Annotated in this window: 21 protein-coding genes; 20 read left to right on the top strand and 1 reads right to left on the bottom strand. The window is 52.6% G+C overall.

Translation table 11 applies throughout. From position 1 onward, the window contains the following. The first annotated feature begins 10 nt into the window (after positions 1-10). From LY85_RS01015 to LY85_RS01075, 13 genes are all read left to right on the top strand, one after another. Positions 11-589, top strand: coding sequence for a SpoIIIAH-like family protein (locus LY85_RS01015; protein WP_141825135.1), 579 nt, complete (start codon positions 11-13; stop codon positions 587-589). Positions 590-963: 374 nt separating this feature from the next. Then, positions 964-1,386 (top strand): transcription antitermination factor NusB, encoded by a 423-nt coding sequence (gene nusB, locus LY85_RS01020; protein ID WP_141825136.1) that lies wholly within the window; start codon positions 964-966, stop codon positions 1,384-1,386. Next, on the top strand, positions 1,370-2,302 hold the full coding sequence (locus LY85_RS01025; protein WP_141825137.1) for a peptidase M22: 933 nt from the start codon (positions 1,370-1,372) through the stop codon (positions 2,300-2,302). Before nusB ends, LY85_RS01025 begins: the two co-directional genes overlap by 17 nt. Before the next feature lie 5 nt (positions 2,303-2,307). Beyond that, on the top strand, positions 2,308-3,528 hold the full coding sequence (xseA, locus tag LY85_RS01030; RefSeq protein ID WP_243122442.1) for an exodeoxyribonuclease VII large subunit: 1,221 nt from the start codon (positions 2,308-2,310) through the stop codon (positions 3,526-3,528). Beyond that, on the top strand, positions 3,521-3,736 hold the full coding sequence (locus LY85_RS01035; protein WP_038323985.1) for an exodeoxyribonuclease VII small subunit: 216 nt from the start codon (positions 3,521-3,523) through the stop codon (positions 3,734-3,736). The genes xseA and LY85_RS01035 overlap by 8 nt, the downstream gene beginning before the upstream one ends. Beyond that, positions 3,729-4,616 (top strand): polyprenyl synthetase family protein, encoded by an 888-nt coding sequence (locus tag LY85_RS01040; RefSeq protein WP_141825139.1) that lies wholly within the window; start codon positions 3,729-3,731, stop codon positions 4,614-4,616. Before LY85_RS01035 ends, LY85_RS01040 begins: the two co-directional genes overlap by 8 nt. Positions 4,617-4,747: 131 nt before the next feature. Continuing rightward, positions 4,748-5,056 (top strand): 50S ribosomal protein L21, encoded by a 309-nt coding sequence (gene rplU, locus LY85_RS01045; protein ID WP_038323986.1) that lies wholly within the window; start codon positions 4,748-4,750, stop codon positions 5,054-5,056. Positions 5,057-5,061: 5 nt separating this feature from the next. After that, positions 5,062-5,376 (top strand): ribosomal-processing cysteine protease Prp, encoded by a 315-nt coding sequence (locus tag LY85_RS01050; RefSeq protein WP_141825140.1) that lies wholly within the window; start codon positions 5,062-5,064, stop codon positions 5,374-5,376. Positions 5,377-5,380: 4 nt separating this feature from the next. Beyond that, entirely contained in the window at positions 5,381-5,665 is a 285-nt protein-coding gene (gene rpmA / locus LY85_RS01055) for a 50S ribosomal protein L27 (RefSeq protein WP_141825141.1), read from the top strand. 119 nt (positions 5,666-5,784) lie between these two features. Beyond that, positions 5,785-7,056: a GTPase ObgE gene (gene obgE / locus LY85_RS01060; RefSeq protein ID WP_141825142.1), complete on the top strand. Its 1,272-nt coding sequence runs from the start codon at positions 5,785-5,787 to the stop codon at positions 7,054-7,056. A gap of 31 nt (positions 7,057-7,087) precedes the next feature. Then, positions 7,088-7,567 (top strand): GNAT family N-acetyltransferase, encoded by a 480-nt coding sequence (locus LY85_RS01065; protein ID WP_141825143.1) that lies wholly within the window; start codon positions 7,088-7,090, stop codon positions 7,565-7,567. 19 nt (positions 7,568-7,586) lie between these two features. Continuing rightward, positions 7,587-7,979 carry a ribonuclease III domain-containing protein gene (locus tag LY85_RS01070; RefSeq protein WP_141825144.1) on the top strand — a complete coding sequence of 131 codons (393 nt, stop codon included), beginning with the start codon at positions 7,587-7,589 and terminating at the stop codon, positions 7,977-7,979. Between the two features lie 21 nt (positions 7,980-8,000). After that, on the top strand, positions 8,001-8,936 hold the full coding sequence (locus LY85_RS01075; protein WP_141825145.1) for a YitT family protein: 936 nt from the start codon (positions 8,001-8,003) through the stop codon (positions 8,934-8,936). A gap of 80 nt (positions 8,937-9,016) precedes the next feature. Here LY85_RS01075 and LY85_RS01080 read toward each other — a convergent pair whose 3' ends face one another. Then, the gene (locus tag LY85_RS01080) at positions 9,017-9,208 is read right to left on the bottom strand and encodes a hypothetical protein (protein ID WP_052010555.1); all 192 of its coding nucleotides are present in this window, start codon (positions 9,206-9,208) and stop codon (positions 9,017-9,019) included. 74 nt (positions 9,209-9,282) lie between these two features. Here LY85_RS01080 and LY85_RS01085 point away from each other — a divergent pair, with 74 nt between their 5' ends. From LY85_RS01085 to LY85_RS01115, 7 genes are all read left to right on the top strand, one after another. After that, the gene (locus LY85_RS01085) at positions 9,283-10,614 is read left to right on the top strand and encodes an RsmB/NOP family class I SAM-dependent RNA methyltransferase (protein WP_141825146.1); all 1,332 of its coding nucleotides are present in this window, start codon (positions 9,283-9,285) and stop codon (positions 10,612-10,614) included. Between the two features lie 111 nt (positions 10,615-10,725). Next, complete coding sequence (locus LY85_RS01090; protein ID WP_141825147.1) at positions 10,726-11,796, top strand: branched-chain amino acid aminotransferase; 1,071 nt, start codon at positions 10,726-10,728, stop codon at positions 11,794-11,796. Between the two features lie 63 nt (positions 11,797-11,859). Then, complete coding sequence (locus tag LY85_RS01095) at positions 11,860-12,753, top strand: RluA family pseudouridine synthase (RefSeq protein WP_141825148.1); 894 nt, start codon at positions 11,860-11,862, stop codon at positions 12,751-12,753. 138 nt (positions 12,754-12,891) lie between these two features. Continuing rightward, complete coding sequence (locus tag LY85_RS01100) at positions 12,892-13,734, top strand: transporter substrate-binding domain-containing protein (protein WP_038324001.1); 843 nt, start codon at positions 12,892-12,894, stop codon at positions 13,732-13,734. Positions 13,735-13,812: 78 nt separating this feature from the next. Next, on the top strand, positions 13,813-14,550 hold the full coding sequence (locus tag LY85_RS01105; protein ID WP_081928264.1) for an amino acid ABC transporter permease: 738 nt from the start codon (positions 13,813-13,815) through the stop codon (positions 14,548-14,550). After that, on the top strand, positions 14,537-15,271 hold the full coding sequence (locus tag LY85_RS01110; RefSeq protein ID WP_038324004.1) for an amino acid ABC transporter ATP-binding protein: 735 nt from the start codon (positions 14,537-14,539) through the stop codon (positions 15,269-15,271). The genes LY85_RS01105 and LY85_RS01110 overlap by 14 nt, the downstream gene beginning before the upstream one ends. A 76-nt stretch (positions 15,272-15,347) precedes the next feature. Continuing rightward, entirely contained in the window at positions 15,348-16,238 is an 891-nt protein-coding gene (locus LY85_RS01115; RefSeq protein WP_141825149.1) for a zinc dependent phospholipase C family protein, read from the top strand. Positions 16,239-16,251 lie beyond the last annotated feature (13 nt).

A 16,251-nucleotide genomic window follows, 5' to 3' on the forward strand; every position in this document is an offset into this window, starting at 1 on the left:
AATTTATTCTATGACTATGGGAAAGCGTCAGCTTGTTCTTGCGGCTTTGATTGTGGCGCTCGGTGCGGCGGTGTATTTAAACTGGCAGTTCTCGGGTGACAATCAATTGCTCGCCACCAACGCGGTTACCTCAACGGCGGATCATGAGTTCGGGGAGGCCCAGCTTGCGGATGCTCCGGTATCCGGGTCGTCCAAGACGACTTCCGGCTCATCATCGTCCGTACAGGCGAACGCGCCTGCGGCCAGCTATTTCAGTGAAGCGCGCCTGTCGCGCCAGAAAGCACGGGATACGGCGGTTGAGCTTCTGGAAAAGGTTCTGACCGACGCGAAATCCAACGATGCGGCGAAAAAGGACGCAGTCGCACAGGCGGCCGTTATCGCGCAGAATACTCTGAAGGAAAACAATGCCGAAAGCCTGATCAAGGCGAAGGGCTTTTCGGACTGCGTGGTCTTTCTTCAGAATTCGGAGTGCAATGTTGTGGTGAAAACGAACGATTCTACACAGAACAACGCGATTGTGATCAAAGACATTGTTTCCGGTCAGTCGGGCGTCTCCTATGACAAAATTAAAATAGTCGAAGTAAAATAGCGTCCCGGTTTCTATAACCTGATTGCCGCACATAGAATTTTCAATTCCTTTCTGTTTATGCTGATTTTTTATAAACAACAGGAAAAACTGAAATTTATTTCTGCTGATTATTGAGAAATTATAGCATTTCCAGTTGATTCTGCAACAAGGTTGCGTTCCTTCCCCGCCGAAGGCGGGGAAGGAACGTGTTTTATCTTGCAAGCTGAAATGGAATTGCTGTAGTATCAGATAAAATATTTGATTCTGAAAAAGATTGTGGTATAATGTACCCGTGGATGTTTGAAAATATAATCAGCGGTTAAAACCCTCCACAGTTCAGTGGGGGGTTCTTTTAATATACGGATGAAAGACGGCTGAAAAGACGGAGGAAGAAAATGAAGAGACACGAGGCGAGGGAACAGGCGTTTGCCCTGATCTTTGAAAGAAGCATCAACCACGATCCAACGGAACAGATTATTGACGCGGCCAGCCTGTCCAGAGATATCATCATCGATGATTTTGCCGAAAAAATCGCCGTCGGCGTGGAAGAAAACGAAGAAACCCTCAACGCCCGGATCGAAAAAAATATTCGCGGCTGGAAAATGAACCGCCTTTCCAAGGTGGCTCTGGCTTTGATGAAGCTCTCCATCTATGAAATGATGTTTGAGAAGGACATTCCCGTGAGTGTTTCCATCAATGAGGCGGTCGACCTTGCGAAAAAATACGGCGGAGCGGACGACGCTCCGTTTGTCAACGGCGTGCTGGGTTCGGTGGCAAAAGAGCTTGTTGAGAAGGAATCCCATGAAACAGCCGATTGACGCGCTTGGAATCGACACCAGCAATTACACAACCTCCGCCGCGCTTTTTCAGGGCGGAACGATTTTTCAGCAGAAAATGCTTCTTCCCGTAAAGCAGGGGGAGCTTGGCCTGCGGCAGAGCGACGCCGTGTTTCACCATGTGCAGCAGCTGCCGCAGGTGCTGGAAGCGCTAATTCGGAAAAAGCTTTCCGTCGGCGCGGTAGGGGTGTCGGACAGACCGCGCGACCTGGAAGGCTCTTACATGCCCTGTTTTACGGTCGGGCTCGGTACGGCAAAGGCCGTTGCGCTTTCGCTGGGGATACCGCTGTATTCCTTTTCCCATCAGGCGGGGCACATTGCAGCCGCGCTGTATTCCGCCGGCAGACTGAGCCTGCTTCACGAAAAATTCATTGCGTTCCATGTTTCCGGCGGTACGACGGAGGCGGTCCTCGTCACCCCGGACGAACGGACCATCTTCCGCACGCAGATCATCGCGCAGTCTCTGGATTTAAAAGGCGGACAGGCTGTGGACAGGGTGGGGGGCATGCTCGGCCTGCCGTTTCCTTCCGGGAAAGCGCTGGAGCAGCTGGCCCTGCAGGCGAATAAAACATATCGTATCAGACCGTCGCTCAAAGGGGCGGACTGTTCCCTTTCCGGCGTGGAAAACCAATGTGCCGGAATGCTGAAATCAGGAGCGCCGAAAGAAGAGATCGCGGCCTATTGCCTGTGCTCGATCCTGGCGGCGCTGGACGGTATGACCGCCGAACTGCTGAAGCAATACGGCAAGCTTCCCCTGCTGTTTGCGGGCGGGGTCATGTCCAACAGCCTAATTCGGGACGCAATGACGGAAAAATACGGCGCCGCTTTCGCCGCCCCGGAATTTTCAGCGGACAATGCGGCGGGAATTGCGGTTTTAACCTCAATAAAGGGGGCATAATGTACATGACGGATTTTCCGGTTGTGCTGAGCATAACGCAGCTGAACACTTATATCAAATCCAAATTTGACGGCGACGAAAATCTGGCGCATGTTTTTGTCAGCGGCGAAATTTCCAATTTCACCAATCATTACAAGTCCGGACATTTCTATTTGTCCCTCAAGGATGAAAAATGCGTGATTCGGGCGGTGATGTTTGCCCAGAACGCCCGGCGTATCCGTTTTCTGCCGCAGGACGGCATGAAGGTGATTGTGCGGGGCCGCGTAAGCGTTTATGAGGCGACGGGACAGTATCAGCTTTATATTGACGATATGCAGCCGGACGGCCTCGGCGCGCTGAACCTGGCCTTTGAACAGCTGAAAGCAAAGCTGGAAGCAGAGGGCCTGTTCGCCCCGGAGCGGAAAAAACCGCTGCCCGCTTTTCCGGAACGGATCGGTGTGATTACCTCGCCCACCGGCGCGGCGGTACACGACATTACCTCGATTCTCGCGCGGCGGTATCCTTTGGCTGAAATTGTTTTTTGTCCCGTGCTGGTACAGGGGGAGGGCGCCGCGCCGCAGATTGTGGACGCGCTTGCCCGTTTCAACCGTCTTCTGTGTGCTGATGTGATTATTCTCGGGCGCGGCGGCGGTTCACTGGAAGACCTCTGGCCGTTTAACGAGGAAATGGTGGCAAGGGCCGTAGCCGCCTCCGGGATTCCGGTCATTTCCGCCGTAGGGCATGAGACCGACTTTACGATCTGCGACTTTGTGGCCGACCTTCGCGCACCGACCCCGTCGGCCGCCGCGGAGCTTGCCGTACCCGACTGCGCGGAGCTGGAATATACGGTTCGCTACGATCTGTCGCGGTTAAAGCAAAGCATGCGGAAGAAGCTCATGGGCCTCAAACAGAATCTGGACGCGCTGACTTCCCGCTATTCCTTTAAAAATCCTTTCAATCTGATTGAACTGGAACGGATTCGTACCGATCAGCTTGCCGTAAGGCTCAATCAGTCCATGCGCAGGAAAACGGCGGACGCCCGGTCCGCGCTTTCCTCCGTCAGCGGCAGGCTGAACGCCCTAAGCCCGCTGGCAACGCTTTCCCGGGGATATTCTATTACTTATGGTCAGAACGGACGTGTCGTCACCCGTGTTTCCGACGTAAAAACGGGGGAACGGATTTCGGTGCTGTTAAACGAAGGAACGCTGGGCTGTGTAGTGGACAGCATGGAGGAGAAACATGAATAAGAAAATGGGCTTTGAAGAAGCCATGATCAAACTGAGCGAAATTGTCGACCGGCTGGAAAACGGCAATGAGTCGCTGGAAAGCTCTCTGAAGCTGTTTGAGGAAGGCTCCGCGCTGGCCGCCCTGTGCTACGGCAAGCTGGAGGGCGCCGAGCAGAAAATCAGGCAGATCACTGAACTTGAAGAATCCGGCGGTGAAAAAAATGCTTGATCTGCGGGAGAAACATCTGGTCGGGAGGGTAGACGCCAAGCTGGCACAGTACCTTCCCGAGGAAGAAATCATACAGGCCGACCTGATCCACGCCATGCGCTACAGCCTGCTCGGAGAGGGCAAGCGGATCCGGCCGATTCTTGTGCTGGAATTCTGCAGGCTCTGCGGCGGGGAGGAAGAAGCTGCGCTGCCTTTTGCCTGTGCGGTCGAAATGATCCACACCTATTCGCTGATCCACGACGACCTGCCGTGCATGGATGACGACGATATGCGCCGCGGACGCCCGTCCAACCACAAGGTGTTCGGCGAAGACATCGCCCTGCTCGCGGGGGATGCGCTGCTGACCATGGCCTTTGAAGCCATGCTTTCCGGGGAAGCCGTACGGCTTGCCGGGGCCGAAAGGGCCGCGAAGGCCGCGGGATACCTTGCCCGCGCCGCCGGTGCATACGGCATGGTCGGGGGACAGGTGATTGACCTGATGAGCGAAGGCCGGGCCATTTCGCTGGAAATTCTGAAGAAAATGGATGAAAATAAAACCGGCGCGCTGATCCTGGCGTCCGCGCAGATGGGCTGTGTCCTTGCCGGAGCCGGCGACGAACAGATGCGGGCCGCCGAAAGCTACGCGCGGGCAATCGGCCTGGCGTTTCAGATTGTGGACGACATTCTGGATGTGACGGGGGATACCCAGACGCTGGGGAAACCGGCCGGCAGCGACAACGAAAACAATAAAAGCACCTATGTCTCCCTGATGGGGCTGGAAAACGCCTCGAAAACCGTCGACGAGCTGACCGCGAAGGCCGTGGAAGCGCTCGGCTGCTTTGGCTCGGAAGCCGAATACCTCACCGGATTTGCAAAAAAACTGGCCGTTCGTAAAAAGTAAGGAATTTTGCCGTGTTTATTGACAAAATTGACGGAATATGATAATATTGTTAAGCCGCATATTACGGGCTTTATAAGCGGGAAACCCGCCCGGTGATAGCGAGTTTAGAGAAAAGGCAGGACCTTTCATTCATGTTTGCAGTAATTGAAACAGGCGGCAAGCAGTACAAGGTACAAAATGACGATGTCATTTATATCGAGAAGCTTGCGGCAGAAGAAAATTCCTCCGTCGATTTCAAAGTGGTTGCACTTGACGGCGACGACGGACTCAAAGTGGGTGCTCCTTATGTTGAGGGAGCTACCGTAACTGGTACGGTTCTTAAAAACGGTAAGGGAAAGAAAATCACAGTCTTTACTTACAAGGCAAAAAAAAGCGAGAAGCGTAAAATGGGTCACAGACAGCCCTATACCAAAGTACAGATTACCGCAATTAACGCATAATTGTCATGATTTGTGCAGAGTTTTTCACCCGGCCTGACGGCGCTCTTCTGGGATTTTCCCTGAGCGGTCACAACGGGATAGCGGGCAGGGATATCGTCTGTGCGGCGGTTTCCTCTGCGGCATATATGACAGCCAACACCATTACGGAAGTTGTCAGAGCAAATGCCCAGGTTACTGTTGAAGACGGTTATATGCTCGTCAGAATTTCATCAAATGAGGCGAAAGACTGCCGCGACATTCTCGCGGGTTTCAAACTCCATATGCTGGAGCTTGAAGAACAGTATCCTCAAAATATTCATGTAAGCTATACGGAGGTGTAAGGAAATGCTAAAGATAAATATTCAGTTATTTGCGCATAAAAAAGGAATGGGTTCCACCAAGAACGGCCGTGATTCAGAATCCAAGCGTCTTGGTGTGAAGCGTGCGGACGGCCAGTTTGTACTTGCCGGAAACATCCTTGTCAAACAGCGCGGAACCCATATTCATCCGGGTGAGAATGTCGGCATCGGCTCCGACGATTCCCTCTTTGCTCTGGTTGACGGTCATGTAAAATTTGAGCGTCTTGGCCGTGACCGCAAAAAAGTCAGCGTTTACTCGGTGGAGCAATAAGCCTTTTCAGGTGAATGAAAATCCCGGGCCGTTTTCGCCCGGGATTTTTTGGCTTTTCCGAACCAAACATGGTATACTAATCGAAGGCAATATTTCACAGAAATGGCGGTAAAGCTCAGATGTTTATAGACAATGCGAAAATTACGATCAAAGCGGGAAACGGCGGCAATGGCAAGGTTTCGTTTCACCGTGAAAAATATGTGGCGTCCGGCGGTCCGGACGGCGGCGACGGCGGCCGGGGCGGAAATATTGTCTTTCAGGTGGACGACAACCTTTCCACGCTGGCGGATTTCCGTTATAAAAGAAAATATGTTGCTCCGAACGGTGAAGACGGCAGGGGAAAACGCTGCTTTGGGAAAAAAGCGGACGACCTGATAATCAGGGTTCCCCGGGGAACCCTGTTAAAGGACGCCGCGACCGGCAGGCTGATCGCGGACCTGTCCGCCGACGAGCCGCAGACGATTGCAAAAGGCGGCCGGGGCGGCTGGGGCAACACCCATTTTGCTACTGCGACACGCCAGACTCCGCGCTTTGCGAAAGCGGGGATGCCGGGTGAGTCCATGGAGCTTCTGATGGAATTAAAGCTTCTGGCGGATGTCGGGCTGGTCGGTTATCCGAATGTGGGAAAATCGACCCTTGTCTCCGTTGTCAGCGAGGCAAAACCCACCATCGCCAATTATCATTTTACGACGATTACCCCCGTGCTCGGCGTCGTCCGCATGGGCGAAGGCAAATCGTTCGTTGTAGCCGATATTCCCGGGCTGATCGAGGGCGCGGGGGAAGGCGCGGGACTAGGGCACCAGTTCCTGCGGCATGTGGAGCGCTGCAGGATGCTCGTACACATCGTCGATGTTGCGGGCAGCGAAGGCCGGGACCCGAAGCAGGACTTTCAGACCATCAACGCGGAACTGAAAAAGTTCAATCCCGATTTAGCCGAAAGGCCGATGATTGTTGCCGGCAACAAATGCGACCTCGCGACGGACGAGCAGATTGAGGATTTCAAAAATTATGCGGAGAAGCTGGGCTATGAGTTTTTCCCGATTATGGCGGCGATCCGCTATCAGGTCGACCCGTTGCTCAATAAAATTTCAGAGATGCTCAGCAAGCTGCCGCCTGTCAGACAGTTCGAGCCGGAACCCGCTCCGCTTGTTTCCGTGGAGGAAATCGGACATAATGAGGTAAAGGTGACCAATCAGGACGGCGTGTTTGTGGTAGAGGGCGAGTGGCTGGTGCCCGTCATCAATTCGGTTAATTTTGACGATTATGAATCGCTTCAGTATTTTCAGCGCGTGCTCATCAATTCCGGCGTCATTGACGCGCTGCATGAGGCGGGTGTTCAGGAAGGCGATACCGTCAGTATCTATGATATTGAATTTGACTTTATGGAATAAATCTTAGGGAAAAAGGACGGCTGGTGTCAGAATGGAATCAATGCGAATTTTTCTGCTTGCCGACTGCCCGGAATTCGTTCCGGTTTGCGCGAGTTGGGCGTATGGACAGTGGGGATGCCAGTCCGGAGGTTCGCTGGAGCGTTCGCTCAGCCGGTTTTCCACCGCAGGACGCGATACGCTTCCAATCACACTGGTTGCATTTTTTGACGGAAAACCGGCGGGAATGGCCAGCTTGTGGGAATCGGATTTTTCCGCGAAACCACAGCTTTCCCCATGGCTGGCTTCTGTTTTCGTCCATCCGTTTTATCGCAACCGCCATGTTGCGGCTGCGCTGGTCGGCCGGGCGGAGCAGGAAGCGCTCCGCTTGGGATTTGACCGATGCTTTCTTGTGACGGAAGAGGCGGAAGGGCTTTATTCCCGCTGCGGCTGGACGGTGGCGGAGGCAGTCACGACCGCGTATGGCCCCGCTTCTCTCATGACAAAGAATCTGCGCGGTAACATTGGGAAATAATGAAGGATGGAGTGTTTGTTTGGAACGGTTATTCAACGCGGACTGCGATCCGAAGCGGTTAAGTCCGCTTACCCTTGCGTTTGTGGGCGACGGTGTATTTGAACTTTTTGTGCGGGAACGGCTTGTTTGTGCGGCAAACTGCCCTGTGAACACACTGCATAAAAAATCGGTAGAACAGGTCTGCTGCGGCGCGCAGGCAAAGGCTTCCCAGAGGCTTCTTCCCCTTTTGACGGAAGAGGAGCTGGAAATATTCAAACGCGGCCGCAACGCGCACACGAACCATGTCCCCAAGAATGCGGCGGTTGAGGACTATCACGCTGCAACCGCTTTTGAAACCCTGTTCGGTTATCTTTACCTTTCCGGCAATATTGACCGCCTGCGTGAGATTTTTAAGATTGTGTGTGACGATTAATTTGATTTGGGAGATGCTGTTATGCTTTCCGAAACTCCGAAGGAAAAAGCAATCGGTGCTTTAAAGGATGTCCTGTTTTTCGTTGTCGGCAGCCTGATTTACGCGGTCTCCGTCAATGTGTTTACCGCCCCGAATCAGATTGCGCCGGGCGGCGTTACCGGCGTCAGTACGATGATCAACTATCTGTTCAGCTGGCCGATCGGTATGACCGGCCTGCTGTTGAATATTCCTATTTTCATCTGGGCGATTATGGAAATCGGGTACAAGCTCGTCGGCAAAACGATTGTGGCGACGGTATTCGTGTCGGTCTCCATTGACCTGGTCGGGAAAATCGTGCCCGCTTATACCGGCGAAAAGATGCTGGCTGCCATTTTTGGCGGAATCATAGAAGGAATCGGGCTGTCTCTCGTATTCATGCGCGGGGGAACCACGGGCGGCACCGACCTTGTAGCCCGTCTGCTCGGCAGAAGGCTGCGCAATCTGTCCATGGGAAAGCTGATGCTCTGTGTGGATATGTTGATTGTCGTCGCCTCCGCCTTTGTGTACGGCAATATTGAAAGCGCGCTTTACGCCACGATCACCATTTTCGTTTCTACCCGCCTGATCGATGCGCTCCTCTACGGTACCGACACCGGGACCGGGAAGCTGCTGTTTATCATGTCTGTGAAAAACGACGAAATTGCGCAGGATATTTTGACCGATATGGACCGCGGGGTCACCGTGCTGAAATCCCGCGGCGCGTACAGCGGACGTGAAGGGGAAGTTTTGCTGTGTGCTGTCCGCCGTTACGAGGTCGTCAAGGTGAAGGACATTGTCCGCTCACACGACCACGACGCGTTTATGATTATCGGCGATGCGGGAGAAATTTCCGGCGAGGGCTTCCGTCAGGTCAAAGCGGAAGATAAGACGCTGAAAGAACTGATTGCGCACGTCAATGCAAAGAAAAATGAAAAATGAAGAACAGGCGGTCTTGTATTTCCATACAGAATCGCCTGTTCTCGCATTGGTGAATCAATCTTTGGCTTGCCGCTTTTCCGTTATTTGCAGTTATCGGAAGATTTGTTTGTAGCCTGTGTTGCATTGTTGGAAGTTTTGTTGCTGTAATGATTGTTGTTGCTGGTGTTCGTGCTGTTGTTTGACGCACGATTTGTACTGTTGGAAGCACGGTTTGTGCTCTCATTTGTACTGTTGTTGGAAGCGCGGTTCGTTTTTGAAGTCTGATTATCCAAAATTTTCACCCCCTTCACCCGTATTATTAGTATCTTTACGCGAATTATACAGATCAATTCAGGAGTTGACGGATTTGATTGAGCTGCCGCAGAGCTTTAAAAATAAAATGGAATCCATGCTGGGCGGGGAATATCCGGCGTTTTTAAACGACTATCAGAAACCGTATTACCGGGGTATCCGACTGAATACGCTGAAATGCGACGAAAGAACGCTCAAGGCCTCTCTGCCGTTTTCTTTGGAGCCGACGCCCTTTTCGCCGGTTTCCTATTATATCCCGCAGGATGCGCAAAAGGTCGGTTCCCTGCCCATGCACCACGCGGGCGCGTTTTACTCGCAGGAGCCTTCCGCGGCCAGCGCGGTAACCGCGCTGAACCCCGTGCCCGGGGACAGGGTGCTGGATCTGTGCGCTGCTCCCGGCGGAAAATCGACGCAGATTGCCGCTCTTTTACAGGGAAGAGGGCTGCTCTGGTCCAATGAAATCGTCAGGAGCAGGGCAAATGTGCTGCTTTCCAATCTGGAACGGATGGGAGTCAGGAACGCAGTGGTTTCTTCCTGCCATCCGGAGGCGCTCTGCAGTGGGCTTGCCGGATATTTCGACAAGGTGCTGGTGGACGCCCCCTGTTCGGGCGAGGGAATGTTCCGGCGCGACGAACAGGCGCTGCAGGACTGGAGCCAGGAACATGTGAAAGCCTGTGCCGTCCGCCAGCTCGCCATTCTGCGCAGTGCCGCCCATGCCTTAAAGGAAAACGGCGTGCTGGTCTATTCCACCTGTACGTTTTCTCCAGAAGAGAATGAAGGAGTCGTTTCCGCGTTTTTGAAGGAAAGAGGCGACTTTGCCCTGATCGATTGCGGGGAACCGTTCGGCCGTCCCGCTTTTCTCCCTCAGGCGCGCCGTGTTTTTCCTATGGATGGGGGTGAGGGACATTTCGTCGCTGTGATGCGCCGGGTTTCCGGCAACAGCGCGTATCCGGCTCCCTATTCACCAAAGAAGCCCTCCATGATGGAAATGGCGGAGGATTTATACGGACAGGTTTTTAAAACGGAGCTGTCCTCCCAGGTAGAGCAGATAGGGGACTCCTTCCTGATCCTTCCGCGGGAGCTTCCTTATTTGAAAGGGCTTGGGGTGATCCGTGCGGGCGTACTGCTTGGGGAAGCAAAGAAAAACCGTATGGAACCGGCTCACGCGCTGTTCATGTCCGCAAAGCCGCAGGAGCTCAATTCGGTCGTCGACCTGCCGCACGATTCGGAACAAATCGCTGCTTTTTTGCGCGGGGAAGAAACGGAAGCGGACCTGCGCTGTCACGGCTTTACCGGCGTTGCGGTTGACGGCGTTCTCACGGGCTTCGGAAAATGCTCCGGCGGCCGCCTGAAAAACAGGTATCCCAAAGGGCTGCGCAATCATTGATGCTTTCTTCCTGAAGGACATATTTCAAAACACTTTAAGATGCTAAAGCTTGAAATTACCCGAAAAGGATGCTATAATAATCGGTAATTAATTTGAAAGAGGGCATTTGAAATGCAGGAAATCAGAGTTGAACTGACTGAACATCCACAATTGAAACCAACCGATTCAAGTAAACTCGGATTCGGTACGATCTTTACAGATCATATGTTCATTATGAACTATGATGAGGGAGAGGGCTGGCACGACGCCAGAATTGTCCCGTTTGGACCGATTGAACTATCGCCGGCGGCGATGTGCCTGCATTACGGCCAGTCTGTTTTTGAGGGAATGAAAGCTTATCGTGCGGTTGACGGCAGAATTCTGCTTTTCAGACCGGACAAGAATATGGCCCGTCTCAATTCTTCCAATGACCGGCTTTGCATTCCGCTGATCGATGAAGCGTTCAGCCAGAAAGCGATCGAGAAGCTGGTGTCCATTGAAAAGGACTGGATACCGTCCGAGGAGGGGACTTCCCTTTACATCCGTCCGTTTATTATCGGAATCGATCCCCATGTGGGAGTACATCCGGCACAGCATCTGCTTTTCATTGTTCTTTGTTCGCCCGTCGGGGCCTATTATCCGGAAGGACTGGATCCGGTGAAAATTTATGTGGAAACCAATTATGTGCGTGCCGTCAAAGGCGGAATGGGCTATACCAAAACGGCCGGCAACTACGCGGCTTCCTTAAAAGCGCAGGATGAAGCGGAAAAACAGAATTACACTCAGGTCCTTTGGCTGGACGGCGTGGAGCGCAAATACATTGAAGAAGTCGGCACCATGAATGTGTTTTTTGTCATTGGGGATGAAATCGTAACCCCCGAACTGCAGGGCTCCATCCTTCCGGGAATCACCCGCATGTCCTCTATTGAACTGCTCAAATCATGGGGCATGAAGGTCGTCGAGCGAAAATTGTCCATTGATGAGCTTGCGCAGGCTGCGGAAGACGGTCAGCTGAAGGAAGCGTTCGGCACCGGCACCGCCGCCGTCATTTCCCCGATCGGCCATCTGAAATGGGGCGACGATGTGATGAACATTAACAACGGCGAAATCGGGCCGATTTCCCAGCGCCTGTACGATACCCTGACGGGAATCCAATGGGGAAAGATCAAGGACGAATTCGGCTGGACTGTTGAAGTAAAATAACGATTTTGAGTGAATTTGTCAGGCGGCGTTGGTTGCGCCGCCTTTTCCTTTTCAGGAGGACTTATGCGCGAGCTTTCTTTTTCAGTGCCAAAAGAATACGACGGAATCAGGCTGAAAAGCTTTCTGCGTTCGTACTGCGGAATTTCCTCCCGGCTGATGATCCGGCTGAAACGCGAACCCATGGGCATTGCGAGAAACGGCCAGCACGCCATTGTGACGGAAGTGCTGAAAGCGGGGGATACGGTATGCATCCGGATTCCGGACGACACGAAGCTGCACGAACCACTGAGCGTCCCCCTTGCGGTCGTCTATGAGGACAGCGATCTTCTGATTGTCGATAAGCCTTCCGGTATGCCGATGTATCCCACACCCGGCCACGACTGCGACAGCCTTGCAAACGCGGCGGCGGCGTATTTCCTTTCCAAAGGGGAGCGCTTTTCTTTCCGCCCCGTATACCGGTTGGATAAAGATACAACCGGGCTGGTCGTCCTGGCGAAAAATTCTTACTGCGCGGCTCAGCTTGCCGCAAAAATCGAAAAGGAATATGTTGCCGTGTGTGAGGGAACTCTTATGGGCGAGGGGACGATCGATCAACCGATCGGGCTCAAAGAGGGCCACAGCATTCAGCGTGAGGTCACGGAAAAAGGGGAGAGGGCGGTCACGCATTGGAGGGCGCTGAGAAACGGCGGCGGATACACTTTGGTTTCCTTTCGGCTGGGAACGGGCAGAACCCATCAGATTCGAGTGCATATGGCCCATATCGGTCATCCCCTCGCGGGGGACGATTTTTATGGCGGCGGCCTGCGGTTCCTTTCAAGACAGGCACTCCATTGCATGAATATTCATTTTATTCATCCGGTCACACGAAGGGAAATGGAGCTTTCCTGCGCACTTCCCAACGATATCCAATCGCTTCTTACGCTATGCGGTATGGAAGAATACACAAAAACAGAGTAAAAATACAGTGCAAATGCATACAAATCCATTAAAGTGAATTTTTATTTATATTATGCTTGATTTTTGCATATTTATGCGCTATAATACAAACCATACTAAACAAACAAATCCAACTTCATTTTACGGAGGGTTAACAAGATGAAAAAGTTTTCTAAAATAGCGGCGTTTTTACTCGTTGCCGCCATGATGCTTTCTTCGGCGGGCTGTGCCCAATCGGGAACCACGGCGTCCGCGACAGGCAGCCAGGCCGCCTCTTCGGCCGGCGGGCAGACCAGTGTGGATAAGGTTAAGGCGGACGGAGCTGTCACCATGTCTACCAACGCGGAATTTGAACCGTTCGAGTACAAGGACGGGGATAAGATCGTTGGAATCGACATTGATATTTCCAATAAAATTGCGGAGAAGCTCGGCGTTCAGCTGAAAATCAACGACATTGCTTTTGATACTCTTACCACGGAGCTTGGTTCCGGAAAGACCAACTTCGTAGCCGCCGGTATGACCGCAAATGAGGACAGAAAGAAAAATGTTGATTTTTCCGACACCTATTTCGACGCTTCCCAGGCGATCATCGTGTCAAAGGACAGCGCGATCAAGTCCCGTACGGACCTGAACGGCAAGAAGGTCGGCGTGCAGCAGGGGACGACCGGGGACACCTATTGCACCAATGAAGACGGAAAGAACGACATCAAGGTTGGCTCCACCGAGCGCTATGCCAAGGGCGTGGACGCCATTACCGATCTGATCAACGGCAAAATCGACGCAGTCGTCATCGACGATTTCCCGGCCAAGAAATTTGTGGAGAAAAATTCCGATAAACTGGTTAAGCTGGATGAGGCTCTGACTACCGAACAGTATGCCATTGCGGTGCCGAAGGGCGATAAAGCGATGTTGGATACCGTCAACAGTGTTCTGGGCGAGTTAAAATCGAGCGGTGAGCTTGACAAGATTATTGAGAAGTACAAAGAGGCTCTGGGCGCCTGATTTCCCACTTATCAACAGAATGCAGGGCGAGCGGAGAAATCTGCTCCCCTGCTTTTCTCAGTTTAAAAACGGGGGTAAATGATGGATATACTGACGGCGGCCCTGCCGCTCTCATATTTTTCGGAATTTCCGCAGAAATTCTATGATGCGTTTATTCTGAAAAACAGATATACAAACATATTGTTCGGTCTGGGAAACACTCTTATGATTACCTTTTTTGCGGTCATCATCGGGATTATCCTGGGGACTGTCGTCGCTCTTGTCAAGGTGACGCACAATAATGACAAATCGAAGCTGAAATTCCTCAACGCAGTGTGCAGTGTATACCTGACGGTGATACGCGGTACGCCGGTCGTTGTCCAGCTGATGATTATGTGGTACATCGTCTTTCAGCCGCCTGTGAATTTGGATCGGGTCGTTGCGGCGATCTTTGCGTTCGGCATCAATTCCGGCGCCTACGTTGCGGAAGTCATCCGGAGCGGTATCCAGTCCGTGGACAAAGGGCAGGTCGAGGCCGGGCGTTCCCTCGGACTGAACCAGCGCGATACCATGGTGAAGATCGTATTTCCCCAGGCTTTGAAAAACGTTCTGCCGGCAATCGGCAATGAATTTATCGCTCTCTTAAAGGAAACCTCCGTCGCGGGCTACATCGCGATACAGGACCTGACCAAGGGCGGCGACATCATCAGAAGCATCACCTATGATCCGTACACCTCCCTTCTGGCTGTTGCGGGCATTTATCTGCTGATCGTCATGGGCCTGACCGCCCTGCTCAGCAAGCTTGAAAGGAGGCTGCACAGAAGTGATAACCGTTAAGAATCTGCACAAGACGTTCCAGACCCTGAACGGCGATCTGGATGTTCTGAAGGGCATTGACCAAAATATTGAAAAAGGCGAGAAGGTCGTAATTGTCGGGCCTTCCGGTTCCGGGAAAAGCACGTTTCTGCGCTGTCTGAATCTGCTTGAGCAGCCGACCGGCGGCGAAGTCTGGTTTGAGGGTGTTCAGATCAATGTGCCGGAGTGCGATATCAACCAGCTCCGTCAGAAAATGGGGATGGTGTTCCAGCACTTCAATTTATTTCCGCATTTGACGGTGCTTCAGAACATTACGCTTGCGCCGATCACTCTAAAGCTGAAAACACAGGAGCAGGCGGAGCAGCAGGCCAAGCAGCTGCTTGAGCGGATAGGGCTGGCGGACAAGGCGGAAGCATACCCGCTTCAGCTATCCGGCGGACAGAAGCAGCGGATTGCGATTGTGCGTGCGCTTGCCATGAACCCGGACGTCATGCTTTTTGACGAACCCACCAGCGCGCTCGACCCCGAAATGGTCGGAGAAGTCTTACAGGTGATGAAGGAGCTTGCCGCCGAAGGGATGACCATGGTAGTGGTGACGCATGAAATGGGCTTTGCCCGTGAGGTTGCCAACCGGGTACTCTTTATGGATGACGGTCAGGTTTTGGAAGAAGCTGTCCCGGATCAGTTCTTTGACCATCCCCAGAATCCGCGTCTGCAGGACTTTTTATCTAAAGTTCTTTAAAAAACAATACGAATATGATAGAATAAGAGCGCAGCATATGCTGCGCTCTTATTCTTGTGAAGGTGGTTCTTAAAAGATGCCGGCTGCGATCACGCATTATCTTCATGCGCAAAGAGTTCTGGAACAGTTGCAACAGACACAGGTGAGCGATGAACGGAATCTGGACGCGTTCCTTTGGGGCGCACAGGGTCCGGACTTTTTGTACTGCCATCGCTATCTGCCTTGGCAGAGGGGAGAGAGCCTGAAAGACTACGCCGGAAAGCTTCATCTGGAGAATCCTTCAAAAACGCTGGCGCTGATGCGGGAATATTATCTGCGGCAGCCGAATAAGGCAATGGCTTTATCGTATATCGACGGCTTCCTTTGCCATTACTCCTTGGACCGGATTTGCCATCCCTTTATTCAGTCCGGGGCGAAGGCTCTTCTTGAACAGGAGCCGATGCAGGATGAAGAAATTCTGCACAATCAGATAGAATCCGCGCTCGATGTGATTTTGCTCCGGTATGAAAGAGCGGCGCTGCCGACGGAGTTTAACCTGAAGCGAACGGTTCCGAAAAATAAGAATGTCCAGCTGCACATTGCGGATCTGTACGCTTTTTTGCTTCACGGGTTATTTGGGGTTAAGGACGCGGGTGTTCCGCTGTATCAGGCGACCAACGACTGCCGCGCGGTGTTCGGACTTTTAAACGACCGCACCACTCTAAAGCAGGCGTGGATAGAGCGAAGGGAAAGAAAGGGCAAACGGACCGTTTCCTGTCATTTCCGCGGGATCAGCGAAGGCGGCGGATGTGATTACGCCAATATCCTGCACAATGCATGGAGCTGGCCTGCGGACAGTGAAACCGTTCGCATGGAAAGCTTTTTGGAGCTTTATGAGCAGTCCGTTGAGGACAGCCTCCACCTGATCGGCGGTTTTCTGGAAACAGATGATCTTGAAAAATTGACGGACAACATTTTCTTTATATGAAGGAGATTGATAC

The organism is Clostridium sp. KNHs216 (assembly GCF_006714885.1).
Taxonomy (GTDB): Bacteria; Bacillota; Clostridia; order Oscillospirales; family Acutalibacteraceae; genus Caproiciproducens.